At 53.7% G+C, this 25,772-nt stretch carries 25 protein-coding genes; 12 read left to right on the top strand and 13 right to left on the bottom strand.

The genetic code is table 11. From position 1 onward, the window contains the following. Positions 1–164 precede the first annotated feature (164 nt). Positions 165–1,223, bottom strand: a complete 1,059-nt coding sequence (locus CHH67_RS06710; RefSeq protein WP_095264306.1) for an FAD:protein FMN transferase — start codon at positions 1,221–1,223, stop codon at positions 165–167. A 150-nt stretch (positions 1,224–1,373) separates the two neighbouring features. Between CHH67_RS06710 and CHH67_RS06715 the strand changes: the two genes are divergently transcribed. From CHH67_RS06715 to CHH67_RS06740, 6 genes are all read left to right on the top strand, one after another. Next, on the top strand, positions 1,374–1,754 hold the full coding sequence (locus CHH67_RS06715; RefSeq protein WP_095264307.1) for a NusG domain II-containing protein: 381 nt from the start codon (positions 1,374–1,376) through the stop codon (positions 1,752–1,754). Beyond that, positions 1,738–2,283, top strand: coding sequence for a Gx transporter family protein (locus tag CHH67_RS06720; RefSeq protein WP_425320433.1), 546 nt, complete (start codon positions 1,738–1,740; stop codon positions 2,281–2,283). Before CHH67_RS06715 ends, CHH67_RS06720 begins: the two co-directional genes overlap by 17 nt. Before the next feature lie 18 nt (positions 2,284–2,301). Then, positions 2,302–3,198 (top strand): ATP-binding cassette domain-containing protein, encoded by an 897-nt coding sequence (locus CHH67_RS06725; protein ID WP_095264309.1) that lies wholly within the window; start codon positions 2,302–2,304, stop codon positions 3,196–3,198. Further along, entirely contained in the window at positions 3,147–4,205 is a 1,059-nt protein-coding gene (locus CHH67_RS06730; protein WP_095264310.1) for an ATP-binding cassette domain-containing protein, read from the top strand. The genes CHH67_RS06725 and CHH67_RS06730 overlap by 52 nt, the downstream gene beginning before the upstream one ends. 35 nt (positions 4,206–4,240) lie before the next feature. Then, a complete protein-coding gene (locus tag CHH67_RS06735) occupies positions 4,241–5,032 on the top strand; it encodes an energy-coupling factor transporter transmembrane component T family protein (RefSeq protein ID WP_095264311.1) in 792 nt (263 codons plus the stop codon). 122 nt (positions 5,033–5,154) lie between these two features. Next, entirely contained in the window at positions 5,155–5,637 is a 483-nt protein-coding gene (locus CHH67_RS06740; RefSeq protein WP_144029246.1) for a hypothetical protein, read from the top strand. 208 nt (positions 5,638–5,845) lie between these two features. Here CHH67_RS06740 and CHH67_RS06745 read toward each other — a convergent pair whose 3' ends face one another. The 7 genes from CHH67_RS06745 to CHH67_RS06775 all read right to left on the bottom strand — a co-directional run bounded on the left by CHH67_RS06745 (position 5,846) and on the right by CHH67_RS06775 (position 13,213). Beyond that, on the bottom strand, positions 5,846–7,063 hold the full coding sequence (locus CHH67_RS06745; protein WP_095264313.1) for a PCYCGC motif-containing (lipo)protein: 1,218 nt from the start codon (positions 7,061–7,063) through the stop codon (positions 5,846–5,848). A 98-nt stretch (positions 7,064–7,161) separates the two neighbouring features. Continuing rightward, entirely contained in the window at positions 7,162–8,172 is a 1,011-nt protein-coding gene (locus CHH67_RS06750) for a polyprenyl synthetase family protein (RefSeq protein ID WP_095264314.1), read from the bottom strand. Between the two features lie 13 nt (positions 8,173–8,185). Then, entirely contained in the window at positions 8,186–8,620 is a 435-nt protein-coding gene (locus CHH67_RS06755; RefSeq protein WP_095264315.1) for a hypothetical protein, read from the bottom strand. 40 nt (positions 8,621–8,660) lie between these two features. Continuing rightward, positions 8,661–10,511: an FAD-dependent oxidoreductase gene (locus CHH67_RS06760; RefSeq protein WP_095264316.1), complete on the bottom strand. Its 1,851-nt coding sequence runs from the start codon at positions 10,509–10,511 to the stop codon at positions 8,661–8,663. A 37-nt stretch (positions 10,512–10,548) separates the two neighbouring features. Beyond that, positions 10,549–11,478 carry an FMN-binding protein gene (locus CHH67_RS06765; protein WP_095264317.1) on the bottom strand — a complete coding sequence of 310 codons (930 nt, stop codon included), beginning with the start codon at positions 11,476–11,478 and terminating at the stop codon, positions 10,549–10,551. 120 nt (positions 11,479–11,598) lie between these two features. Next, positions 11,599–12,531 carry a dihydroorotate dehydrogenase gene (locus CHH67_RS06770; RefSeq protein WP_095264318.1) on the bottom strand — a complete coding sequence of 311 codons (933 nt, stop codon included), beginning with the start codon at positions 12,529–12,531 and terminating at the stop codon, positions 11,599–11,601. After that, the gene (locus CHH67_RS06775; RefSeq protein WP_095264319.1) at positions 12,512–13,213 is read right to left on the bottom strand and encodes a dihydroorotate dehydrogenase electron transfer subunit; all 702 of its coding nucleotides are present in this window, start codon (positions 13,211–13,213) and stop codon (positions 12,512–12,514) included. Before CHH67_RS06775 ends, CHH67_RS06770 begins: the two co-directional genes overlap by 20 nt. A gap of 295 nt (positions 13,214–13,508) precedes the next feature. On the opposite strand from CHH67_RS06775, the gene CHH67_RS06780 reads away from it, so the two are divergent. From CHH67_RS06780 to CHH67_RS06795, 3 genes are all read left to right on the top strand, one after another. After that, positions 13,509–13,838, top strand: a complete 330-nt coding sequence (locus CHH67_RS06780; protein WP_095264320.1) for a PadR family transcriptional regulator — start codon at positions 13,509–13,511, stop codon at positions 13,836–13,838. A gap of 7 nt (positions 13,839–13,845) precedes the next feature. After that, positions 13,846–15,144: an FtsW/RodA/SpoVE family cell cycle protein gene (locus CHH67_RS06785; protein ID WP_095264321.1), complete on the top strand. Its 1,299-nt coding sequence runs from the start codon at positions 13,846–13,848 to the stop codon at positions 15,142–15,144. Positions 15,145–15,678: 534 nt separating this feature from the next. Next, positions 15,679–16,221: a hypothetical protein gene (locus tag CHH67_RS06795; RefSeq protein ID WP_095264323.1), complete on the top strand. Its 543-nt coding sequence runs from the start codon at positions 15,679–15,681 to the stop codon at positions 16,219–16,221. A 58-nt stretch (positions 16,222–16,279) separates the two neighbouring features. On the opposite strand, the gene CHH67_RS26705 is transcribed toward CHH67_RS06795, so the two are convergent. From CHH67_RS26705 to nikC, 5 genes are all read right to left on the bottom strand, one after another. Further along, a complete protein-coding gene (locus tag CHH67_RS26705; protein ID WP_244908113.1) occupies positions 16,280–16,828 on the bottom strand; it encodes an NUDIX hydrolase in 549 nt (182 codons plus the stop codon). A 364-nt stretch (positions 16,829–17,192) separates the two neighbouring features. Next, positions 17,193–18,194 carry an ABC transporter ATP-binding protein gene (locus CHH67_RS06805; RefSeq protein ID WP_095264324.1) on the bottom strand — a complete coding sequence of 334 codons (1,002 nt, stop codon included), beginning with the start codon at positions 18,192–18,194 and terminating at the stop codon, positions 17,193–17,195. Then, positions 18,191–19,204 (bottom strand): ABC transporter ATP-binding protein, encoded by a 1,014-nt coding sequence (locus CHH67_RS06810; RefSeq protein WP_095264325.1) that lies wholly within the window; start codon positions 19,202–19,204, stop codon positions 18,191–18,193. The genes CHH67_RS06805 and CHH67_RS06810 overlap by 4 nt, the downstream gene beginning before the upstream one ends. 134 nt (positions 19,205–19,338) lie before the next feature. After that, complete coding sequence (locus CHH67_RS06815; RefSeq protein WP_095264326.1) at positions 19,339–20,262, bottom strand: ABC transporter permease; 924 nt, start codon at positions 20,260–20,262, stop codon at positions 19,339–19,341. Positions 20,263–20,280: 18 nt separating this feature from the next. After that, the gene (gene nikC, locus CHH67_RS06820) at positions 20,281–21,168 is read right to left on the bottom strand and encodes a nickel transporter permease (protein WP_095264409.1); all 888 of its coding nucleotides are present in this window, start codon (positions 21,166–21,168) and stop codon (positions 20,281–20,283) included. Between the two features lie 210 nt (positions 21,169–21,378). On the opposite strand from nikC, the gene CHH67_RS06825 reads away from it, so the two are divergent. The 3 genes from CHH67_RS06825 (at position 21,379) to CHH67_RS06835 (ending at position 25,722) form a co-directional block, all read left to right on the top strand. Next, a complete protein-coding gene (locus tag CHH67_RS06825; protein ID WP_095264327.1) occupies positions 21,379–23,013 on the top strand; it encodes a glutathione ABC transporter substrate-binding protein in 1,635 nt (544 codons plus the stop codon). Between the two features lie 285 nt (positions 23,014–23,298). Continuing rightward, positions 23,299–24,258 (top strand): LacI family DNA-binding transcriptional regulator, encoded by a 960-nt coding sequence (locus tag CHH67_RS06830; protein WP_095264328.1) that lies wholly within the window; start codon positions 23,299–23,301, stop codon positions 24,256–24,258. Positions 24,259–24,456: 198 nt separating this feature from the next. Then, positions 24,457–25,722, top strand: a complete 1,266-nt coding sequence (locus CHH67_RS06835) for an ABC transporter substrate-binding protein (protein WP_095264329.1) — start codon at positions 24,457–24,459, stop codon at positions 25,720–25,722. Positions 25,723–25,772: the final 50 nt, after the last annotated feature.

Here is a 25,772-nt window from a genome sequence, read left to right on the forward strand (position 1 = left end):
GCATGGGCATCGTGATAAGGAACTAAGGAACTGAAGACATGAATGGCAGATCAAGCTTCGCTGATGATCATAATAAATGCCGTGAATGATTAACGGAGTGAAGCACACGCAGGGCTGCTTTGACCGGATGCCGTGGATATGAATGTTGCGGCGTCCGGGGTGCCTTAGTTCATGAGCCGATAAGTATCATTCGTCAGCTGAAAACCCTGCTTGAGTCCCGAGGTAACATAGATCTCCCGATTCTTCGTAACAAAGATCGCCTCCGCGGTCTCCAGACGCTCAATGAATTTGCGCCCTTCCTGCATCCCGAGCGAGAAGGCTGCGGTCGACATCGCGTCCGCATCCATGGAGCCCTCCGTGACAATCGTGACGCTCTGCAGGTCATTGTCCACCGGATACCCGTCAAATGGACTTAGAATATGGTGGTACACCTTTCCCTGCTCTTCGAAAAAGCGCTCGTAGACGCCGGAGGTGACGATCGTTTTGTCCTTGACCTTCAGAACGCCAAGGTGTTGGCCGCGCGCTTGCTCCGGATCCTGCACGCCGATGCTCCAGGAGGAGCCGTCCGGCTTGGCTCCCAGCGCAAGAATATTGCCGCCGAGATCGATGATGGCGGACTCGAATCCCTGCTCCTTTAAATAAGCTGCAAGCACATCGGCGGCGTACCCCTTGGCGATCGCGCCAAGATCCAGCGACATTCCGGCCTGCGGAAGCGAGATGGAATGGCTGCTCTCATCCAGCGAGATGGAGGTGTAATCGATCAGCTGCAGGGCGTCTGCCAGCTGCTGCTGGTCGGGAACGGCCGCTGACTCGCTGCCGATCCCCCAGAGCTCGACCAGGGGGCCGACGGTCGGATCGAAATGTCCGCCGGAGGCTGCAGCATACTGCAGGGCCGTGCTTACAATCCGATACGTTTCATCGGACACCGGTGTCGGGCTTCGCCCGGCGTTCTGGTTGACCCGGTCCAGCTCGCTGCCCTCCCGCAAACGGTTCATTTTCCCGTCGATGCCATCCAGCAGCTCCTTCATCTCGGCAAAATGCTCCGGCGTTATGCGCTCATCATATACGCGGAGGTTGACAATCGTATCAAAAATAAAGTAGTGATCGGAGATCGGCAGCCGGGACTCGGATTCGATTGAACCCGCTTGGGCACCGCAGCCGGTGGATCCCAGAAGCGCGAGAATGATCACGATGATCCCCAAGCATCTGCGATAACGAAACATAGCAGCATCTCCTTTTAAGCTCAAGGTTGATGATCTGTTTTGATGATCCCAGCGTACCAGACGATGATGCGGCTGCATGTGAGAAATATCATTTCTGGCGCATCTTTGGCGGTTGATAATGAACATATAAAGAGAAAGTGGTGAGGACCGATGAAACGTGGCGATGTATGGATTGGCGTTGTGCTGTTGGCTGCGGTTGCCCTGTTCGCAGTTCCACGGCTGCTTGGGGGCACCCAGACGGCTGAAGCGGCGGTAGCCCGCATTCAGGTCAACGGGGAGCTGTATCGGACCGTTCAATTGACAGAAGAGGTGCAGGAGATCGAGATTCGTACGGAGCGGGGCTATAATCGGTTGAAAATATCCGAGGGCGGGATCGAGATAGTCGAGGCGGATTGTCCGGACCAGCTGTGCATCGGCTTTGGCCACGTGCATACGCCGGGCGACACGATCGTATGTCTGCCGAACCATATGTTTATCGAGATTGAGCCTTCGGACGGGCAAGGAGTGGATGTCGATGGCACAGCTTCATGATCCGCAAGGGCTGCGCAGGCTGACGATCATCGCCATCTGCGCTTCGCTGTCCGTCGTTCTAGGGGTGCTTGAAGCGCTCATTCCTTTTGCTGTTACGATTCCGGGAGCGAAGCTCGGTCTGGGCAATATTATGGTGCTGACCTGTCTGGTCACGCTGGGCGGAAGGGATGCGCTGTGGCTTGTTTTGCTGAAAACACTGCTGACCGCCTTCATCCTTGGCACCTTCTCGACCTTTATGTTCAGTCTGCTCGGCTCTCTGTGCAGCCTCCTGTTGATGTTTGCGATGCTGCGCCTGGGAAGGAGCAGCTTCAGCCTGATTGGGGTGAGCGTAGCCGGAGGGGTCGCGCATAACGCAGGTCAGCTGCTGGCCGCCGCCATGGTGCTAGGGACGACGAAAATCTTTTACTATTTTCCGGTTCTGGTGTTGACCGGCTTGATCACCGGGATCTTTGTCGGCATGGCGGCGCGGCATCTCATCAGCTCGCTCGCGCGGATCGATCACGGAGGCGTTTTTCAGACGGAAAGTTGAAGCGAAGGAGGAGCTGTCATGGTCAGGGAGCTGAAGGCAGGCGCAGATTCATGTAATGCATCAAGAGTGGCTGTCAGGATGGAGCATGTGGAGTGCCGGCGCGGCGAAGATCGGGTGCTGTCTGATCTGTCGCTTACGATACCGGAAGGGCAATGGGTGTGTATCGCCGGCCGGAACGGATCGGGGAAATCGACGCTTGTCCGGCTCATGAACGGCCTGCTCCCGCATAGCGAGGGGCGGATTGTGATCGACGGTCTGAAGCTGACGCCCCATACCTGCCCGGAGATTCGCAGACGGGTGGGTATGGTATTCGCGAATCCCGATGATCAGTTCGTCGGGTTAACGGTGGAGGATGATATTGCTTTTGGCCTGGAGAATCTGTGTCTGCGGCGGGAGGAAATGCAGGAGCGGATTAAGCGTTATGCGGAGCGCCTTGGGATCAAGCACTTGCTGCGCAGGCATCCGGCCACCCTGTCAGGCGGGCAGAAGCAGCGAGCGGCACTGGCCGCCGTGCTTGCGATGGAGCCTCGAATTGTCATTGTGGACGAGGGCACTTCCATGCTCGATGAGCGGTCGAAGCAGGAATTGCTCGGAATTATGCAGGAGATGAGAGCATCCGGCGCCTATACGCTGATCTCCGTTACCCATGACGTGGAGGAGATGGCGCAGGCAGACCGCATGCTGGTGATTCATGACGGTGGGATTGTCGCTGACGGAAGCCCCCGCGATTTGCTAGGGCAGGATGAACTGCTGCAAATGTGCAGGCTGAAGCCGCCTTATCCGCTTCTTCTGAGCCGGGAACTGAGGCAAAGGGGCATTGAGATCGGTGACTGTTTGTCGGAAAGCGAGGTGGCAGAGGCGTTATGGGCATATCATTTGAACGGGTATCGTATCGCTACCGGGACCGGGGGATGACACCCGTCATCGGCCTGGACGAACTGGATGTTGTGTTGAAGGCAGGGGGCATGACAGCGGTGCTCGGCGCTCCAGGCTCCGGAAAGTCTACCCTTCTTCAGCATATGAACGGATTGATTCGGCCTGATAAGGGACGGATTCAAATTATGGATTACGTGATCGAGGCCGCGGGAAGCGGCGAGCGCCCGGGAAGGCGGAGATGGGGACGGAGCGGGGCTGGCGGCAGAAAGAAAGAGCAAGAGCAAGGACTGCTGCAAGGACAGCCGTATGGACAGGAGAGATCCAAGAAGAGCGAGCGGGATGTGAAGCATGACAATCACCATAATATTCAGAAGCTTCGGCAGCGTGTAGGGCTCGTCTTCCAATACCCCGAGCAGCAGCTGTTTGAGGAGACGGTGGAGAGGGAGCTGATGTTCGCTCCGCTCAATTTCGGGATGTCGGAGGCGGAAGCGAGGGAAGCTGCCCTGCAGGCAGCAGCCTCTGTCGGTCTGGATGAGAAGCTGCTGACATGCAGCCCGTTCCGTCTAAGCTCCGGACAGATGCGCAAAGTTGCGCTGGCTGCTGTCCTGGCGGCAGATCCCGATGTGATTGCTCTAGATGAGCCGACGGCATCGCTCGATCCGGTGAGCCGTCAGGAGCTGATGGAGCTGCTGCGGAGCCTGTGCACGGAGCAGGGCAAGACGGTTCTGATCGTCACGCACCGGCTGGAAGAAGCGGCTGCTTATGCAGACGAGTTTGTCGTGTTGAAGGATGGGGGCGTGATCTTCCAGGGCGATGTCCGGCAGCTTCTGGATTCCCCGGATACGCTTGAAGCTGGAGGGATCGTGCCGCCACGGGCAAAACGTACGGCGGATGTCATAGCAGCGACATTCGGTGCTTCCGGGATGCAGATCCATGCTGGACAAAGACAGCCCGCAGCGGCATACCCGTTGGAAATCGGGCTGGACGCCTCGGACATGGCGGATTGGTGTGTGAAGCTGCTGGAGCAGCGCGGCGTGACCACGTAATTGCTCGGACAGATTGGAGAAAGGGGAGAACAGACATGCAGCAGCGCATGATTTTCGGAAGATATATCGAGGGCAATTCTTGGGTGCACGGTCTTGACCCCCGGGCGAAGACCGTGGCTATGCTGCTGTTCATGACCGCGGTGTTTATGGTGAATAACTACGCAGGGGTGCTGGCGCTGCTGCTGTTTACTCTGGCGGTCATGAAGGGATCGGGAATACCGCTCCGATACTTCATCAGGGCGGTGAAGCCGCTGATGTTTCTGCTGGTGTTTATCTTTCTATTCCATCTGTTCTACGGGGCTGGGGGGACTCAGCTGCTGGATGTGGGGGCATTCAAGCTGTATGCCGGCGGACTGGAGAAAGGCGTCGTGTCCGCTTCGCGCATGCTGCTGTTCGTGATGTTCGCTGCACTGCTGACGTTCACCACGGTGCCGGACCGGCTGGCAGAAGGGCTGGGCTTCCTGCTGCGTCCGCTGAAGGCGATCCGGGTGCCGACAGATCGGCTGGTGCTGATGCTGTCGATCTCACTGCGCTTTATCCCAACGATATTTGAGGAAGCGGAGCGGCTGTGGAAGTCCCAGGTGTCCCGGGGACTGAGCTTCCAGGGGAGGCCGTTATCGGAGAAGGCCCGGCTTGCAATTGCCCTGCTTGTGCCCGTGACCGCGGGGGCCTTCCGGCGCGCCCTTGGGCTAGCCGATTCGATGGAAGCGAGAGGATACCGCCTGGGGGCGGAGCGTACGCTGCTGCGGGCCTTGTCTTGGAGCCGGACCGACACCTTGTTCCTCGGCTCCTTCCTGCTTCCGATCGCGGCGCTGGGTCTGCTCTAGCTGGCAGCGCCGGGAGTTCTTCAAGCGGTTGTGGATGCCTGCCGCGTAGCTTAGCTTTATTCTCAAGGGAGACTGTCTTATACTAAGGACAACGATGATGGTGAGGAATTGGCCCTTGTGAGGTGAGCAGATTGCGCTATGCGTTTCTTTTCTTGTTTGGCTTCATTCTTATGTCAGGCTGTACTGTTGCAGAGGAGAACACTGAGCCGGAGAGTACCGAGGATAAGGTGATTCAGGTTGCAGAACATCAGCAAATCCAGGTGCTGCCGTTTCAGGATGGGGCGGGCAGTGCCACACTTGTATTTGATGCCGGTATGGCGGATATTATCGTAACCGCCGACGGGCTTAATCCTGATGAGCGATATACGATTGCCGTCGAGGGAGCAGTCGTGTTCGGTCCCGAGGAGAACGTGCAGGTCAGGGTAGGCGCGATCGAGGACGAAACGCTTTTTGTGCCCAATGCGGAAGGGGAGCTGTATGTCTCCATGGCTAACCCGACCCGGGTCTTGCTCCAGCGGTCGGATCTGAGCGTTGTGATCGCCACGGAGCAAGGGCAAGAGGTAATGGTGACTGATCGCTTTCAAGTGAATAAGAGGGAAGAATAACGTACAATGAACGTGATATAAAGAGGCTGTCCCTTTCCGGGACAGCCTCTGTTTATACCAGCAGCATGGCAGGGTCATGATGCCTTGCTCAACCGAGTTTGGCCGTTTGAACCGTATGTTGCCTGTGATCTGTGATGGCCATGGACACAGCTGGCAGTTCCGCCAGCAGTTCCTGGGCCGGTGATCAGATCACAGTGTAGTTCCGACTTTAACCGAGTGGAGTTGGTGTGTTGGTTGGCACTGCCCCTTTGTAGGTGTCTTCAATGGCACGCCGAATGTCCGGCAAGCTGTTGCCCTGATCTCTGGCGTCCAGATACTGATGCGTTATGTCCAAGCAGACCTGGCAAAATTCTGCATGAAGCGTTGGCGTAAGTCTTCTATCATCGCTCCGGCTGAAATAGCAGTCTCTGTTGCTGTGATGTCCTGCGTCTCCGCAGCCGCAATAGCAGGGCAGGAACTCGAGATCGTGGCTGTGCAGAATAGCAGCGTTGTACAATTCCGTACGCGTCATCCGTTCCAATACATCCGATGAGGCAGCAACGAACTCGTTGCGCTCGCCGATCAGGGAGGTCAGCTCGCGGCTGGCGATGAGATCGCTTCGGTAGCTATTGGTGACGATCCGAACGCCATCAACGTCCTCGAAATGATGCAGCGTCAGCGCAATGGCCTGCTCTGCCCGTGTGCCCTCATCCGATCCGGCAAAAGCATTGAACTCTTCGGATAGCTCCACAATCGTCTCGGAGCCATCGCTTCGAATTTCGACAAAGGACACCTGCTCGGGGATAGCGCTGTGCAGGCTGGCAGGGAGCTTGTCGGATAATTCCGCGAGCATGCGCAGTGCGCTGACCTTTGGATACCGAACATTGGTTTTGCTATGGAAATACTGGGTTACCGGTGTAAACGCATGGGTCTCCGAGTCCAGTGCATACAAGGTCAGCTGAACAGGCGCAGCTGCATCGCCTTCTCCTGTTGAGACCCTGCCGCTGGATGGCTGTCCGGCCTGTGCCTCCAGGCTTCCCCCTGCGGAGCGGATCTCCTCCAGTTTGCTGGCCACGTCTTCGGGTGTGAATTTCTTATTGATTCTCCCCAGTTCACGATCGTCCCCCGTTAGAAAAATCAGGCTCGGATGCTCGGTAACGCCATAGCGATTCACCGCTTCTGTGTCATCAATAATACTGAAATATTCGTAACGGTAGTCCGGATACTCCCCCTCAATTTGCTTCATCACTACCAGCGCATCGGTACAGCTTCCGCAGCCCTTCAGTGAGAATAGAGCCAGCGTCTCGACATTCCCGGAAGCATCGCCCTCGTTCGAGGACGAGAGCTGAGAGGAGCGGACAGCCCAGATGGAAGCACCAACAATCAGAAGGATCAGGATTGCAGCAGCTGTAATCCATAGCGGCTTCCGCGGTGCACGCATGTTCATATCATCAGCCTCCTAATCGGACGAACAGGGATGCGTTCAAGGTGAACGATCCCTGTTGTAGAATGATGTTAAGATTCAGATGTGTGGTTGTATCCTTGTTATTGAAGAAAGTATTCCGCCAATATCCTCAAATCGCCCTGTGCCGGATGCCCCTGCAGCTGGTCCATAATGCGGCATGCCTGCTCACCGTACTGACGGGCCAAGGCCCGGCATTTCGGGATGGCAGGACTGCCTGCGATACGCGACACGACTTCGCCGAACACATCGGAAGAAGCATGTGCATCGAGCTGGCGAATTGACGGGGCGAGGGAAGGATCCTCCAATGCGAAGATGACCGGCAGCGTCACATTGCCGCTCCGCAGGTCGGCTCCCGCTGGCTTGCCAATGGTTTCACGAGTGTGTGTGAAATCAAGCAGATCATCCTGGATCTGGAACGCCATGCCGAGCGATTCGCCAAAGTCGAAGAGCAGCTGAGCGGTATCCGGATCGGCTTGAGCAGCATCGGCACCAGCCTTCAGGCAGTGGGCCATGAACAAAGCGGTTTTGAAGCGTGTCTTGCTCAGGTACTGCTCCAGTGTCATATCGTAATTAAAGCGGTTATGCAGTTGATCGTATTCTCCCATGCACAGCTCGGTGACCATGGCAGCCAGCTCGGCAAGGCGATAAGCATCCTCCTCGCGAAGCTCCGGAAGCGGAGCCTCCGCGGGCTGCGTGTGCTCCGGCTTGCCGGCAGCCCATTCCATTGCTCTGGCGATCATGTAGTTGCCGACATGCACGGCGGTTCGGATATCCGTTGCGGCATGAAGCGTTGGTTCACCGCGGCGCATGTCCGACTGATCGATGATGTCATCGTGAACGAGAGAAGCCATATGGAGATACTCCAGCATGACGGCTGTGCGCAGGACCAGGGAGTCGTTCATTTCCTTGCCATAACGGCTCCCGACTATGACCATAAGAGGCCGCAATCTTTTTCCTCCGGCGTCGATCAGCTTCAGAACGCTGTCCCGGACAACTGAAGGGCGGGGAAGATCACTGTCGGTTTCTACGACAGAACGCAGCAGTCGATTGATAGCCGCCAGGTCTGTGCCCAGCTTGTCGTGAAGGTTCATATGGCTTCGCTCCTTATGCGCTCCTTTTCAGGTAAGCGTCGATTTCATGCTTCAGCTCTCGGAACAGCCTATCGGGTGATGGATCCTTTAACAGTGCGAGCTGCACCCGCTTATGAAAGGGGAGGAGCCTGGACAGCAGCTTCCACTCCTTGCGCTTAACCGCAAGCCGATAGAGAAGACCTGTCAGATAATCCCCGTCCAGAATGCTTCGGGTCAGATTGGAATTGTCCCGGACCGCGAGCTCCTTGTGTCTCGTGATAGCCGCATGAATAAGCATGCAGCAGGCGAGCACGGTCATTTTCCGGGAGTAGGCCAGCTCATAAGCATTCAGCAGATTGGCAATGTCTTGCACCGGAGCGCCGTCCATGTCGGTCAGCTCAATTTCGGTTCCGGCATCAATATGCTGTTGGAGCATGGCGATTGTATCCTGCAGCAGGTTCATATCCATCTTGGTTTCCCCCTTCCTGATGAAACGGATGCACAGCGCATTAATCGGTGTACAAGTACCAGCGTTTGACCCACGGAATGCGTCTCCACAGCTTCTTCAGGCGCGGATAAACGTAGTAGTCAAGGCCGAAGGTGCTTCCGGAGCCGCCGATGAGCGCGACGCCGCCAGCGAGATACCACAGCATTTCGTTAGGTGCCATGCCGGACACCCATACCATGACGCCCATGGCCACACTGGCTATGGCGGCTGGCGCCGTGAACAGTCCGACGATCAGCAGTACGCCGACGACCAGTTCGGCGAGCACCATGGAGGTCTGGAACACATAGGCAAGGGACGTGTAGCCGCCGTCGCCTGTATAGAACATCAAATCCATGGACCAGTCAACAATCGATTTCAGAAAATCAGGGACCGGCAGCGCGGTTACAGCGTCCTGGGTGTAGGAGGAAGCGGCTGTGACAGCGTCGCCTCCGGCAGCCGAAGCTGCGCTGACTCCATCCATGGACTTGGCGGGAATAAGGAAAATATGGCCGGGGTCCTTCATGATTTTATGAATTTTGTCCCAGCCCTGCGCGAACCACATCCACCCTGCAAAAATGCGGAGCGGAACGAGCCAGAAATTTGGCGATCGCTTGGCGAAATGGCCGCCCAGGAAGCTGCGATTGTTCTTGACGTGGAAAAACTCGTGCAGCAGATAGTGATATACCTTGTTGAATCCGCATACCTGGAACAGGTACACCATATTGATCAGATGCTTGACCGCCATGGCGGGGAACCCGCTTAGCCGCATCATTTTGCCGGGCAGACCGACATTGGCAACCCCGTAACGGCTGCCGATACAGACCATCGTGCCGTGGAACGTCGGTTTGTAAGATTTTTGCGGTTTGTTGAGCAGTTCGGCCGTAATATTGTAGGCGATGACGGGTGCTGCAAGCTCCGCATTCTCGACCATCTGAGGAACCGGTGCAGCTGCCCCTTCCGGAATGTAGAAGATGTTGTCCCCTACCACATATACGTTGGGATGCGCCGGGATTTGCAGCTTGTCATTGGTCAAAATCCGTTTTCTGCCCTTCTGCTCCACGTCCATGCTGCCTACGACGTCCGAGCCTTCAACACCTGCCGTCCAGATCACTGTGCGCGAGCGGATATCGCTGTCGCCAACGGTGACGCCATCCGGCTTCACTTCCGTGATCCGGGAGCCGGTGATGATGTTGACATTCATCTTGCGCAGCCGTTTCTCAGCCTTGCGGATGAGCGGCTCTGGCAGAATCGGCAATATTTTGTCCACCATGTCGGCCACGTGCAGTTTGACTTCGTCCGGCTCAATGTGGAATTCCCGGCACAGCTCCTCTGTGAACTCGGCAAGCTCACCAATCATTTCCACGCCGGTGAAGCCTCCGCCCACGACAACAAAGGTAAGCATTTCCCGACGGACCTGCTCATTGCGCTCGAGCGCGGCCTGACGGAACATGTTCAGAACATGCTCTTTCAGCCGGACGGCGTCATCATAGGACCAGAGGGTGAAGGCATACTGATCCGCGCCCGGTATTCCGAAGAAGGTCGGCTTGCTGCCTGTGCCGATGACGAGATAGTCATAGTTATAATTGCGTTTGTCCCCTACAAGCGTCTGGCTTTCAAAGTCGATGCTGCCGATCTCGTCCAGCACCACATCCACATTGCGGAAGCCGGCGAATATTTTTTTCAAGTCGACCTTGATCGAGTCTTCCTCGACCCGGTTGGCCGCCACCTCATGCAGCTCGGTCAGCAGGGTGTGGTAGGGACGGCGATCAATCAGCGTGATCCGTATATCCTTTTGTTTGCGCAGCTGTTTAGCCAGCTTCTTGGCCGTGAGCACGCCGCCGTATCCGCCGCCCAGCACGATGATCTGTTTCATGCGAATCTCCCCTCAAGGATGATATAGTCCTGTTTCGTTATTTGGCTCCTTCAAGCGCTTTGGCTGCCAGTTCCACGAATCCGTCAACATGGATGGATACGCCGGAGATGGCGTCGGTTTTGCCGTCTTCCTCGTTGTACACGATCGCCTGTGGATCTTGTTTCTCAATGAGGTACTGTTCGGCTTGATACGCCTGTTCATGCCATTCAGCCTGGGCGCCTGCCGCTTTCATGCCATACTCGCCGTCTTTTGAACGGGTCACCTTGTCAGTGCCGCCGTCCTTATGGAGGCCATTCCAGCTCACTGCGGTAATTTTGCCGTTGATGACGGTCACGGTGACGGTTTCCTTCCAGCCGGATTTAGCGTCGAAATCGTCGGCCTCGGCATAGTAAGTGCCGTCTTTGTATGGACCAGCTTCCACAGGCCCTGCGGCAAGCGCCTTATCAACAAGCTCGGTGAAGCCGTCGATGTGGATCGATACGCCGGATACGGCATCGGTACGTCCCTCATCGTTCAGTACCAGGCTGTTCACGGACTGATTAGCTACGAGGTATTCCTCCATCTTGATGGCTTGCTCGTGCCATTCAGCTTGTGCGCCGGATTTCTCCTTCATGCCGTAGATGCCTTTTTCGGAGGAGGTCTTTTTGTCCAATCCGCCGTCTTTGTGCAGGCCGTTCCAGTTGGCGCTCACAATGTTGCCGCCTTCCACTTTCAAAGCAACGATCTCTTTCCAGCCGGACTTCTCATCGAACTCCCCTTCAGCATAGTAGAGTCCATCCTGAAGGCTGCCGGTACTGTTGCTCGGTGCTGGATCCTCGCTTGCCGGCTCCTGGTTGGTGTCATTTGCCGCCGGGTTCTCTGCAGCGGTGTCCGGGGCCGCCGGCTCCTCGCTGCTTCCGCCGCCGCAGCCTGCGAGGATCGCAAGCATGAACAGCACGGAAAGGGTTAGAGATAATGTTTTTTTCATTTCTGTGTTACCTCCTAAGTGACATTTGTCCAGTTATTGTGAATAAGTTCACAAAACAATGATTCTGACCTCATTTTATGACGAAAATAAGGGAATATCCGTGAAAAAAATCACATCTAGCTAAATGATTCCTCGGATTTCCTCCAGCGACTGAATGCCTTCCTCGTTCATCAGGTCGATTAACTGTTCGGCCAAGGTATCGCCGGCCCGTAAATTCATCATATTGTAAGTTCCGATCTGCACGGCCGTTGCCCCGGCCATTACGAATTCCACGATATCGGATGCGCTGCTGATGCCGCCGACCCCAACCACGGGAATCGATACGGCCCGCGCCACCTGATGGACCATACGCAGCGCGATCGGTTTGATCGCTGGCCCTGATAACCCGGCGTACGCCCGGTCGAATACGCTGCGCCGCTGGCGAATATCGATCGCCATGGCCTGGATCGTATTGATCAGGGAGACGCCGTCCGCGCCTTCGTATTCGCACATGCGGGCCATCTCTGTTAAATCCCGCGCGCCCGGCGCCAGCTTGATGATCAAGGGGAGGGAGGTCGCTTGCCTTACTTCCTTCACAAGCTTGCGCGCTTGCTCTGTGTCGAGGCCAAAGGCCAGGCCGCCCTCCTTGACGTTCGGGCATGAAATGTTCAACTCAAGCATATCTACTGCTTTCTGGCCGGAAGCTTGCAGCCACTGGCAGTAGTCGTCCAGAAGCCGGGCCCCTTCGACATATTCCGGGATAGAGCTGCCCCCCAGGTTTACGATAACGGCAGTGCCGTAAGTGGTCATCTCGGGCAATTCCCGCTCTAGAAAAGCGCGAATGCCCGGGTTCTCCAGCCCGATGCTGTTCATAATGCCGGATGGCGTCTCGTACAGGCGGGTGCCGCTGTTCCCGGTGCGGGGACGGACGGTCAATCCTTTCGAGACGATGGCGCCCAGTTTACGAAGCGGATACAGGTCGGCATAGGGTCTGCCAAATCCGAACGTGCCTGACGCGGCCCAGATCGGGTTGGCGAAGCGGACTCCGGCCAGCTCACAGGCTAAGGAGATCAATCCAATTCACCTCCTTTGCGGGAAATGCCGGCCCGTCGGTACACACCTTGCGCACCGTGCCGTTTATGGTCACCGCGCAGCTGTTACAGGCGCCGATGCCGCAGCCCATGCGCTTCTCCACCGAAACGTATAGCTTGGCTGAGCTGCCTTCGGTTTTGTAGGCAAGCGCCTCCATCATGGGCACCGGGCCGCAGGCAAGGATCGTATCATAGCAGGCGGGGTCGATATGATCTGCGATCATCCCGCCGCTGACGACGGTGACATTCGAGTGAATGTCCTGGAAGCGGGATACGCCGAAGGGCGCGTCCTTGAAGCCGAGAAAAACCTGCGCCTCCGGCAGCTGCCTGGCAGCCAGCAGCATGGGGGCGGTGCCCATTCCCCCGCCTACGATTGCCGTCCGGCCTTCAGGCTCCGGGAAGCCCCGGCCCATTGGCCCTTCAAGCTGCAGCGAATCGCCGGGCTGAAGCTTCGCCAGCAGATGCGTACCGATCCCCCCAGCCCGGTACAGAAAGGATATCGACTCCGGGCTGATGTCGTGCACGCTGATAGGACGCGATAGCACGGGATAGCTATCCCAGCAGCGAAGCATATAGAATTGCCCCATTCGGGCGCGGTAGGTTCCTTCGACGGTTAGCAGATAAATGCCGGGGGCCAGGGGCATGTTGCTTAGTACTTTTGCCACAGGCGGTCCTCCTTTCAATAAGGCAGTTCGTGGTTGTCGTTCGCGGTTCTTTGATACCGTATCATAGGCGATTGTTTCGACCTGTGAACTTTCTCATATTTAACGGGAGAGGTAGAAAGTAAAGCAGAGGAGGGGCAGATCGAGGGTAGATGACCCAAGAATGCCTCAGGGGATGTATCGCTTATGAGTGTGTTCGGAATAAGGTGGTTGGGTGCTTGTGATATGGTATATATTGGTGTATCCTATACATAGATTTCCGATGTATAGGATTACGAGGTATTGGAGTGAAGATGGGATGTCAATCAACAAGGAACTGTTAAAGGGGAGTACGGTCATCCTTCTGTTGAAAGTGCTCAGCAAGAAGGAGATGTACGGATACGAGCTAATCAGGGAAATCGAGCTAAGCTCGGACGGTGTGTTCCTAATGAAGGAAGGGACGTTATATCCGATCTTACATACACTTGAGGCGGAAGAGATGCTGGAATCGTACTGGCGTCAGCATGACGGCCGGAAGCGGAAATACTATCGCATTACGGATCGGGGAAGAAGCATGCTTGAGGAGAAGACCAAGGAGTGGGTTCGTTTTCGAACGGCCGTCGATTCCGTTATTGGGGAAGGGAGCTAGCGGAAAGATGAGACGTAGAATCGAAGATTATGCGGTCGTCCGCGGCTTTCTGGAGCGGGTGTGCAGACAGGTGGGAGCTAACTCCATGCATGACGACATCCGGGAAGAACTGCTTGGGCATATTGAAGAGCGTGCAGAGGCGCTGATTTCGGCGGGGAGTACAGAAGAAGAGGCAATCGGGGAAGCTGTAAGGCAGATGGGGGAACCGGAGGGAATTGGCCGTCATTTTCATGCGGCTCACAGGCCGGTGACAGACTGGAAACTGATCATTCTGGTTATGCTGTTTGCGCTGCTGGGAGTATTTGCGAGTATCAACGCAAGTTACAGTGAGCATATGTACAGCGGAATATACGCATATAAGGCTGTATACCTTGGGCTAGGCTTTATGGTCTTTGTTATGCTCTGTTTTGCAGACTACCAGCGGCTGAGAAAATACTCCAGCACGCTGTTTCTAGTGACGTTAAGTATAATGGCATGGATTGGAATCACCGGAGGGACTACAGTGAACGGTAGCGGTTTGTACGTGAACTTTGGACCGGTTTCAATAAATTATCATATGGTAGCTCTTCCAGTGCTGTTGATTGCGCTAGCCGGGCTGTCCCTTGAACATAAGCAAGGAATCATTAAGAGTGTACTGCACGGTATGTATCGAGGGGCTTTGCCAGTTGTACTTTTTTGCCTTGGGAGCTCCTATGCTTTTGCGGTCTTGTATGTGCTTGGTTTTCTTCTCTTAACCTGGATAATGACAAGATCTGGGCGCATATTGGCGATTGCGTCCATGCCAGTTGTCGCTGCTTGCGCTATAGCATTCTGGATCAACGGAGATTATATCTTGAAAAGGCTGAGCGGATTCCTGTATCCGGACAGCTTGGACGGGTATTTCACGAAAGTGTCGGCTGAAGCTGTTCGAACGGCCGGGTGGTTCGGGCATGGTTTTGCTGAGCCTAATGCGACTCTTCCGAATATTCTTAATGATTCCACGTTCGTGTACCTCATTTACTGCTTCGGGTGGAGCTTCGGAATGATGCTTATGATGCTGGTCGGATTGTTTCTTGCAAGGATGTGGAGGATCGCGGTGTCGCTGAAGGAATCGTATGCTCATCATCTTGCTGCCGTCGTAATCTATGTGCTGGGCATTCGTCTGATCTGGCCGATCCTGATGGGGCTAGGGCTCGTTCCCGCTCTTGGACTGGACCTGCCATTCCTGTCTTTCAGCGGTGCGAATCAGGTACTGGATTTAGCGCTGCTAGGGCTGCTTGTATCGATGTATCGACGTAAAAATATGCTTCCCGCCAGGGTCGTTTAATCATAGCATAGCACACCGCCTCTGCCGGTACCATAGATCCGTACCGATCAGAGGCGCCCGCAAAATCGTAGAATCAAATTCACACGGAGCGATTCATCTGTCTTACTATGTACGCTAGCGGCAGATTCAGAGCCTATGAGCTTTTCCGTCTAGCAATCCATCTGCTTATCGTAAGGATTATACATATCACGAGGAAGAGCAACACAAATGAGGTGAAAAAAACACCTAGTCCCATTCCAACTCCCCGATCGAATGTTCTCACGATACGATCGGGGTTAATAACCAGTTTAATGATCAAATTAAACATAAAGATTACACCCGCCATAATCGCGGATTCTTTTAATATCTTTGCCATTCGTACCTCATCCTTCTTGTTCGTTTCCTTAATTATAATACTCCATTCACAACGTAGCGGTTTCACTGCAGGGGAATTATGACAACCTACCGCAACTTTTCAGTGTACATTCACGTATGTAACATTAAAATTAGGCGCGGTAACAGTTCAAGAAATCTGTGTAGAATGGAGGCGAACGCATGGTGAAGTTCAATAAGAGCTGGTTCATCGTCGGTATAGCTGCACTATGTTTAACCCTATTGGGAAGCGTGCAAGCCAAGCGAGAAGAACAGCCGCCAGGAACAGAGAAGGCGTCCAGCAATAGCAATGGTCTCCGTGCTTCGGACATTCGGTACTATGAAACGCCATCCGGAAGTCCTGAAGAAGCTAGGACAAGGGGGTTCATAGAACACCAGGAAGCGATTGAGCTTGTTGCTCAGCAGTATTTGCTTGATACGGGAGAAGAGCTTGCCACCGATTTTGACAATGCCGATTATCAACGATATGTCATGTCGCTGGGAACAGCCTTCGACCTATTCCTTGAAGAGGATATGGATAAAATCGTAGCATTCGTGAAGTTCATGGATCTGTATGAGAATTATGCTAAGAACGATGAACTTGCCAAGTACGAAAGCAAGCTTCTAGAGGGGGCTCGGCTTTCCCCTAAAGAAACAGAGGTCGTTCATAGCCTAATGCCAATCGATGGAAACGCACCTTCTACAACTGATCATTCGAAGCGGTAGCGTGGTGCCAGCCCGAACTATGCCAATGAATCGCCGAGCAAGGCGACAGGAAATGCGGCTATACAAAGTGAGGATGAATCTCTTGCTGGATTTTTAGGATGACCTCTTTATAAAATGCGATTTGATGCGGTACGAATTTATCTCTACTCACATGTTCTTTGAAAACAACCCTTTTTCCATCCTTATCTATTTCGAAGCCACTGATTTCAATTTCTTTTTTAGCACCAAACCATAGGTCAGTAAAATCTTTGAATTTTGCCCTAGCGATCCCGGCTACTTCCTCTTCCTGAAGTGTAAAATCATCAAAGGTATTATTGCTCTTATATAGAAATACGTTGGCATATTCATTATCAATAAAGTTGTCCTTCACAACACAATAATGGATAACACCTAATGCTATTAAATCTTCCAAAGCTACATCAATATCCTCCACAGATAGAATGATCCGTGCGTTCGTTCCTTTTTCTCTCACAATCAGATTATCAATGAAGCTGTTGGTTTCACTTAGTACCAAGTCGGCTGTATCATCTATTTCAATTCCTCGTTCTTCGAGTGCAGATTTGATTTCATCATAACGCGCATTACTAATGTCAAGTTTGATTTTCAAATTGCAACTTCCTTTCGTTGATTGTGATGCATAGCTATGTTTCAAGTAGTATAACTATCGGATTTTCTTATCTCAATATAAGAGTCACACTTTACAGATATAGCCACATAGATTACACATAATGGTTATATGAACATGAGCATTACAAGATATAGAGACCTGCCTGATATTCAGGCAGGTCTTTATATCTTCATTGGATGCTGGATGTCATGAGGCCCATTGCTATCTGGTTGTTATCTCGTTGTTAGCCCCTTGCTCTCGATTGCGAACGCAATCTCTTCAAGGAGTTCTTGCATGGTCAGTGCCGCTGCGGCCCCGGACATTCGTGATCGACTACGGTCCACTGGGCGGGCGGGTTATCGAGTTATGAATCTTTGGCTCCCGTCATAATATCCTCGGCATAATGGCATGCCGCTTGGTGGCCGCTGCCCGGATCAATCTCGCGCAGCGCGGGCACCTCGCTCTGGCAGCGGACGGTGGCATACATGCAGCGCGTGTGGAAACGGCAGCCGGACGGCGGATCAATCGGGGAGGGGACATCCCCCTTCAGGATGATTCGCTCTTTTTTATGTTCAGGGTCCGGTCTCGGAATCGCGGACAGCAGCGCCTGCGTATACGGATGCTGGGGCTGCCGGAACAGGGAGTGCTTATCCGCAATCTCCACGATGGTGCCGAGGTACATGACAACGATGCGATCGGAGATGTGGCGGACAACCCCGAGGTCATGGGAAATGAACAGATACGTCAGCTTGAACTCCTTCTGCAGCGACTTCATCAGGTTCAGCACCTGGGCTTGGATGGATACATCGAGTGCAGACACGGCCTCATCGCTGATAATCAGCCTCGGATTGACGGACAGGGCGCGGGCGATGCCGATCCGCTGTCGCTGGCCGCCGCTGAATTCATGGGGATAGCGGTCAGCCTGGTACGCGGACAAGCCGACGGTCTCCAGCAGCTCAATCGCTCTGGCCCGCCGCTCCTTCCTCGGCACGATGTTCTGGATTTCCATCGCCTCCTCGAGCATCTGTGCCGCCGTCTTCCGTGGATTGAGAGAAGCGTAGGGGTCCTGGAAAATCATCTGCAGCTCTTTGCGCCTCCGGTTCATCTGTCCTTTGCTGAGTGACAGCAGATTGACGCCATCGAACAGCACCTCGCCGGAAGTCGGCTCATCCAGGCGCAGAATGGCTCGCCCGGTCGTTGATTTGCCGCAGCCGGATTCCCCGACAATGCTGACCGTCTCACCTTCATATATGGAGAATGTAATATCATCAACCGCCTTCACCACGTTGACCGTTCTTCCAAGGATCCCGCCCTTGATCGGAAAATATTGCTTTAAATGCCTCACGACGAGCAGCTCGTTCTTCATGATTCCCCATGCACCTCCGTCCCGGATTCCCACTGGTCTGTGTACATCCAGCATCGGACCTGCTGCTGCCCTGAATCGAGCATCTTCAGATCCGGCAGCTTCTCGTAGCATTGCTGCGCGGCATGAGGACAGCGGGGGGCGAAGCTGCAGCCTGCCCGCTCCTCAAAAGGGCTGGGCACCGAGCCGGTGATCGGCTCGAGCTCCTCTTGGTCGATGTCATGCCGGGGGAGGGAGTTAAGCAGCCCGATGGTATAGGGATGCTTCGGCTGCCGGAACAGCGTCCGGACATCGGCGTACTCCACGATCTTGCCGCAGTACATGACCGCAACATCATCGCAGGTTTCGGCCACGATCCCCAGGTCATGTGTAATCATGATGATGGACATATGCAGCTTCTGCTGCAGCTCCTTCATCAGCTCCAGAATTTGGGCCTGGATGGTCACATCCAGTGCCGTTGTCGGCTCATCGGCAATCAGCAGATCGGGATTGCAGGCCAGCGCCATGGCAATCATGACCCGCTGCCGCATTCCCCCGGACAGCTGGAACGGGTATTGCCGTGCGCGTTTCTCCGGAGAAGGAATGCCGACAAGCCGCAGCATGTCCACGGTTCTTCGGAGCGCTTCTTTTGAGCCAAGACCCTCGTGAATTCGATAGGCTTCAGCAATCTGCTCCCCAATCGTGAAGACGGGGTTGAGCGACGTCATCGGCTCCTGGAAAATCATTGAGATTTGATTGCCGCGCAAGCCTCGCATATACCGCTCGGGTTTATCCAGCAGGTTCTCGCCATTATAGATAATTTCACCGCCGACAATTTGGCCGGGCTTGAAAATAAGCCGCAAAATCGACAGGGACAGGATGCTCTTGCCCGAGCCCGATTCCCCGACGATGCCGAGCGTCTTGCCTTTGCGAACCTTGAGGCTGACGTCGTCCACAGCTTTCACTTCTCCTTGTTTGGTGAAAAAAGAGGTTTGCAGATTATTAATTTCCAGTACATTGGAGGACTCCTTCATCGTATACCTCGCTCCTTTCATCTGACGGATGGCCTGATTTGGAGTTGCACACGCTGCATGATCCTGCCAATTCGGCAGGTAAAGTTCCGGTTAGCTGACGAGAAACGTTCGATGCACGTCCGCGCTTGGGACAGTCAATCAAAATCAATCCGTTTATTGAAATACCGGTAGGATATGTCCACGAGCAGGTTGACAAGCACAAACATAAGGGACATCACAAGCACGGTGGCCTGGACAACCGGAAAGTCCCGCGCTCGGATGGCGTCGATGACATACCGCCCGAGCCCGTTGACGGCAAATACCGTTTCAGTCAGCACGGCCCCTCCAAGCAGGCCGCCAAACTCCAGTCCGATCACGGTAATCACGGGGATCATGGCGTTTTTCAGCGCGTGTCTGTAGATGATGATTCGCTCGCGGACGCCCTTCGCTCTGGCTGTGCGAATATAGTCCTGGCTGATCACCTCCAGCATGCTGGAGCGGGTCATCCGGGCGATAATCGCTGCGCCTCCGGTGCCAAGCGTAACGACAGGCAGCACGGTCTGCGACCAGTCTCCCCAGCCCGATGGGCGGAACCACCCGAAATCGACGGCAAAATACTGAATGAGCATCAGCCCAAGCCAGAAGTTTGGCATCGACAAGCCGAACAGCGCAACAATCATGACTCCGATATCCGCCGGGGTGCTTTTTTTGACCGCAGAGATGATGCCGGCGGTAATGCCGAGGAAAACCGCAAGGATCGTACTGTACACTGCCAGCTCTACGGTAATCCAGAAGCGGCTTTTGAAGATTTCGTCTGCAATTGGCCTATTGCTGCGTATAGAATCCCCGAGATCGCCGCGCAGCAGATCGCTGACATAGTTCCAGTACTGAACGGGGAGCGGGTCATTAAGCCCGAGCTTCTCCCGAATTTGCTCTACCTGCTCTCGCGGAGCCCCCTCTCCGATGATGGCCTGGGCGGCGTCCCCCGGAATGAGATGCATCAGGAGGAAGACGATGATGGTAACGCCAATGATAACCGGGATCGTCTGCAGCAACCGTCGTATCGTATAGATGAGCATGGACCGCAGCTCCTTTCGTTATTTTTTCAGCTTCGGATCGAGGGCATCGCGCAATCCGTCCCCCAGCAGATTGAAGGCGATGACCACGATAACGATCGACAGTCCCGGAAACAGCGCCACATGCGGGTGCTCGGTAATGTAGCTCCGGCCGTCGTTGAGCATGGCTCCCCATTCCGGCGTTGGCGGCTGTGCGCCAAGCCCGAGGAAGGAGAGGCCGCTGGCCGTCAGGATCGCGACGGCAATCCGCAGCGTAGCCTGTACGATAATAGGGGAGGTGATGTTGGGCAGGATGTGCCGGAATATAATCCGGCTGTCACTGGCGCCGAGCGTGCGCATGGCATCAATATATTCCAGCTTGCGAACAGCCAGCGTGGAGCCCCGAACGATTCGGGCAAACGTGGGGACTGAGAAAATACTGACGGCGATAATGACGTTGAACAAGCTTTTGCCTAGGGCACTGACGATGGCCAATGCCAGCAGAATCCCCGGGAATGCCAGCATCACGTCAGTGATTCGCATGATGATCGTGTCCCATTTTCCGCCATAATAGCCGGATATAATGCCAAGAACGATGCCGAAGGCGGCTCCGATCATGACGGAGATGAACCCGACGGACAAGGTTAGCCGCATCCCGTGGATCACCCTGGTGAAAATATCTCTTCCATTGTGGTCCGTCCCGAACCAGTGCGCAGCCGAAGGCTTGAGAAATTTCGTAGAATAGTCCACCTTTGAGGGATCGTAATGCGTGAGCAGCGGGCCGAACACCGCAACAAGGATCAACAGCAGCAGAAAGCCGCCGCCGATCAGCACCGACCTGTTGGTTCTCATGCGCTGCCACAGGGAGCGCCAGGGCCCTGTGCGGGATTCAGGTGTTCCATCCTTTAAGGTTCCGGTTTCAGCAGGCATGTTGATCACGAGAATCATCCTTTCTTTTGCTTGAATAATGTTAGATTTCTTGCCGTAAGTCTCGCCCATGGTGTTAGAGAAGAGAGGATAGCGTAAATGAGGATGCGGGAATCTGATCTCTATTAGGTATAAATATCAAATAGTAAAATATATGTTTACTGTGGGTAAAATATTTTCCAATTTTCGAAGGAAGAGGGGGAGTAACTTAACATGATGATTACAAACAGATGGAAGAGTCTTTCATACATCCTCGTGATGCTTGCATTGTTGTTGTCGGCTTGCGCGGGCTCGGGAGGGAATTCGGAGCCGCCAAGCACAAGTCCTCCGCCTGCTGATACAGGTACGGTTGAGCCTGGAGAAGGTGCCCAGGAAGGGCCGCAGGAGCTTGTGATCGCATGGCTGTCGGACCCGCCGTCCATGGATCCTCATATGTCGACCGACCAGCAGACAAGTGTGATGACAACGCATATCTATGACACGCTGGTGGTGCACGACAAAGACTTGAACATACAGCCTGGCCTGGCGGAGAGCTGGAACCAGATTGATGACTTGACCTGGGAGTTCAAGCTGAAGCAGGGCATTACCTTTACGGACGGCTCGGCATTTAATGCCGAGGTCGTCAAGGCGAATCTGGATCGGTTGCTGGATCCGAAGGCGGCTTCGCCGCGGGCTTCACTCGTCGATATGATCAGTGAGATCAAGGTGGTTGACAATGATACTATACAGCTGACAACGGAATATCCTTATTCGCCGCTGCTTGCCCATCTGGCACACTCCGGTGTGGGGATGGTCAGCGCGGAGGCCATCAAGAAGGACTATGAGCTGGTAGAAGCGGGTGAGAAGGCAGGCGCATATCTCGCTCAGAATCCGGTCGGCACCGGCATATTCAAACTGGAAAGCTGGGATCCGGGTCAGGAAGTGAGACTGGTGGCCAATCCTGATTATTGGGGAGATAAAGCGAAGGTCGAACGCGTGATCTTTAAGGTGGTCACGGAGGAAGGCACGCGGATTGCCGAGCTGGAGACCGGCTATGCACACATCATTGATCCGGTGTCGCCAAGCAGCATCAGCCGCATTGAAAGCATCGACGGCCTTGAGCTGAACCGCCAGCCTTCACTTAGCCTGTCCTACATCGGATTCAACATGGATAAGAAGCCGTTTGATGATAAGCGGGTGCGGCAGGCGCTGTCCATGGCGATCAACAAAGATGAGATTATCGAGGGTGTTTTTGAGGGGACGGGAATTCCGGCAGTCGGTCCTTTAGCTCCCGATGTGTTCGGTTATGACCCTTCGGTTCAGCCGATCAGCTACAATATCGAGCAGGCCAAACAGCTGTTGGCCGAAGCGGGGTATGAGCAGGGATTCTCCACCACATTGTGGACCAATGACAATCCAGACCGCGTGAAAGTGGCTGAATACGTGCAGTCGAAATTGAAGGAGATCAACGTCGATGTAAAAATCGAAGTTGTAGAATGGACCGCATACTTGTCCCAAACGGCCGAAGGGCAGCATGATATGTTTGTGCTCGGATGGTCGACCGTTACGGCCGATGCTGATTACGGGTTGTACCAGGTGTTCCACTCCGTGAATGTTGGCGAACCGGGCAACCGGACCTTTACCCAGGACAGCGAGCTGGATCAGCTGCTTGAGGAGGGCCGGCGAGAGAGCGACCCGGAGAAACGGAAGGCTCTATATAAAGAGGCACAGGAGAAGCTGGTTGATATCGCTCCGATGCTGTACATCCATCACCAGGAGTACTTGAATGGTGTCAGCAGCAAGGTCGAGGGCTTCTGGAGACATCCGAACGGCATCATGATGCTGCATGACGTTTCCATTCAGCCTTGACGTGAAGGGAGATTCACCTGCTGAATGATTCATCATGTGAAGGGAAGGTTGGCAGGCTATAGCTTGTGACAACCAACGGGTTGTGACAACGGCAGATGGCGGCGTACAGGAGCGAATCCTGCGCCGTCTTTTTTTTATTGTGGCCCCAAAAAAATCATCCTCCAATCCCAATAACCACCATGAATTTCCTCTATTTCACTTCAACTGGGTGACAGATACAGTTTGTAAATTTTATTAAAAATGTTATATTGAATTTACTAACACGAGTGAGGGAGGATCGCGTGTATGGCGAATTTAAAGGAAATTGCCAGACTTGCTGACGTTTCGGTGTCTACCGTATCGAATGTGCTTAACGGGCGGAAGAACGTAGGCCGGGAAACGAGAGAGCGTGTGCTGCAAATCTGCTCAGAGCAAGGGTATTTCGCGAGCAAATCATCAAAATCCGATAAAAGCAACACCATTATATTTGTGTTCAGTGACTTTGACCGCGATTATTATTTGAAAATTATTAAGGGAATCAGCCACTGTCTGAATGAGAATGGGTATGATCTGATCATTTGCACGAACAAATCAAGTGCGAATTTTATGCGAAGCAAATTTGCAAGCGGTACCATAAGCCTGGATCGGCATATGACAGACGAGGATTTGATCTCGGTCGCAACGCCGCAGTTTCCGATTGTGCTCATGGACCGCATCATTAACAATGATTTCGCTAATACTAAAAGTGTCATCGTTGACAATTACCCGGTGATGTGTGAGATGGTGCAGACATTGGTAGACAAAGGCTTCAGACGCTTCGGGTTTATCGGAGGCCTGGAGTATACGCTTGACCACAAGGAGCGGTACTCGGGATTCATCGATACGCTGAAGAAGAACGGGATTGAATTTGACAGCCGGAACTATTTCCATGGCGATTACAGCGAGAACAGCGGGTACCAGGCAGCCAAAATTTTGGTGCTTGGCAACACCCTTCCAGATGTGCTTGTATGTGCTAATGACAATATGGCGCTGGGCGCGATCAAGGCGTTTGAAGAGCATGGAATTCGGGTACCAGAGGATATATCGATCACCGGCTTCGACAATTCGGATGCGGCGGCTATGGCCGGCCTGACTACAATATCCATTCCACGATATGAAAGCGGGTATTTAGCAGCCAAGGAGCTGCTCGAGATGATCAAGGGGACGGCGAGGAAAGAACCGTTCAAGCTTAATGCCACCATTCAGTGGAGAAAAAGTGTGAAATAACAGTACTTCAAATTTTTTGTAAAAAAAGGTGGTGTTTTTAGTAAAAAAATCGTATAATTTTACTTACGGTTAATTAATTTTTTATGAAAACGGGTACATTTTTATTGACATTGAGATAAAATGACCATATGATTGTTATGTAAACGTTTTACTAAACTGTTTTACTAAAAAAAACGACCATAGGGGGAGGCATACAAGTTGAAGAAAGTAAAGAAGATGCTGAGCTTATTGACAGCTACAGCTTTAGTGGCAACGTTGGCGGCCTGCGGTTCACCTCAGAATGATACGGGAGCTGCGAATGGCGGGGGTAACACGGACGGTGAGAAGCTTAAGAAGATTACGATCTTCCAATCTAAAGTAGAAATTACGGAGCCTCTGGAGCAATTGGCAAAGACATATCAGCAAGAGACAGGCAATGAAGTGGAGGTTTGGGGAGCTGCGGGTGACGCTTACATGCAGCAGCTGGTCGCAAGACTGGGCAGTAACCAAGGTCCTACCATTTTCAGCGTAGCTCAGGGCCCTGAGGCGGAGAGACTGAAATCGTATCTGACCGATTTGAGCGATGAAGAGTTCGTACAGAACATCGCGCCGGATATGGAACTTAAAGACGAGGATAAAATTGTCGGCATTCCTTACGGTGTAGAAGGCTTCGGTCTTGTATACAATAATGAGCTGGTGAATCCTTCGGATATTACGGACCTGGATTCCTTCACGAAGTTCCTGGAGCAGATGAAAGCTGAAGGCAAGAACGGACTGAGCTTGTCCCAAGAAGCCTACTTCCTGATTGGGCACATCCTGAATACGCCGTTTGCGCTTCAACAGGAGCCGCTTGAGTTTATCGATCAGCTGAACAAAGGCGAAGTGAAGATGGCAGACACGCCGGAATTCCAGGAATGGGCAAAATTCATGGAAGCGATCCGCGCACATGCTACCAACCCGATGGAAATCAAATATGACACTCAAATGGGTGACTTTGCTACAGGAAGAACAGCGATGGTTCACCAAGGTAACTGGAGCTTCACCATGCTTGAAGACTTTGAAGACTTCGGTTCCAATGTTGGCATGATGCCGTTCCCGCTGGCCGGAAACGACAAGATTGCGGTTGGCGTAGCAAGTTACTGGGTTGTTAACAACCAGGCTGATGCTGAAGAAGCCAAAGCTGCAAAGGCTTTCCTAAACTGGCTGTTCACAAGTGAAACCGGTAAAAAAGCGATTGTAGACGATTTCAAATTCATCCCGGCGTTGACCAACATTGAAGCAGGCAACCTGGATCCGCTGTCCGAAGCGGTGCATGAAGCAACCTCCAGCGGACAAACGATTCCTTGGGCGCTGAACTACTTCCCGGCTGGTATCATCACCAATGACCTGGCTCCGGCAACACAGGAGTTCTTCATGGATAGCAGCATTTCCGGTGAGCAATATCTGCAAAAGCTGGATGAAGTGTGGGCGAGAGCAGCAAGCTAAGTAACGTAACACCCTTTATAAAAAGACAAAAGCCTAACCTCGCTTGTTAG

The organism is Paenibacillus campinasensis, assembly GCF_002272015.1.
Taxonomy (GTDB): domain Bacteria; phylum Bacillota; class Bacilli; order Paenibacillales; family Paenibacillaceae; genus Paenibacillus_AQ; species Paenibacillus_AQ campinasensis.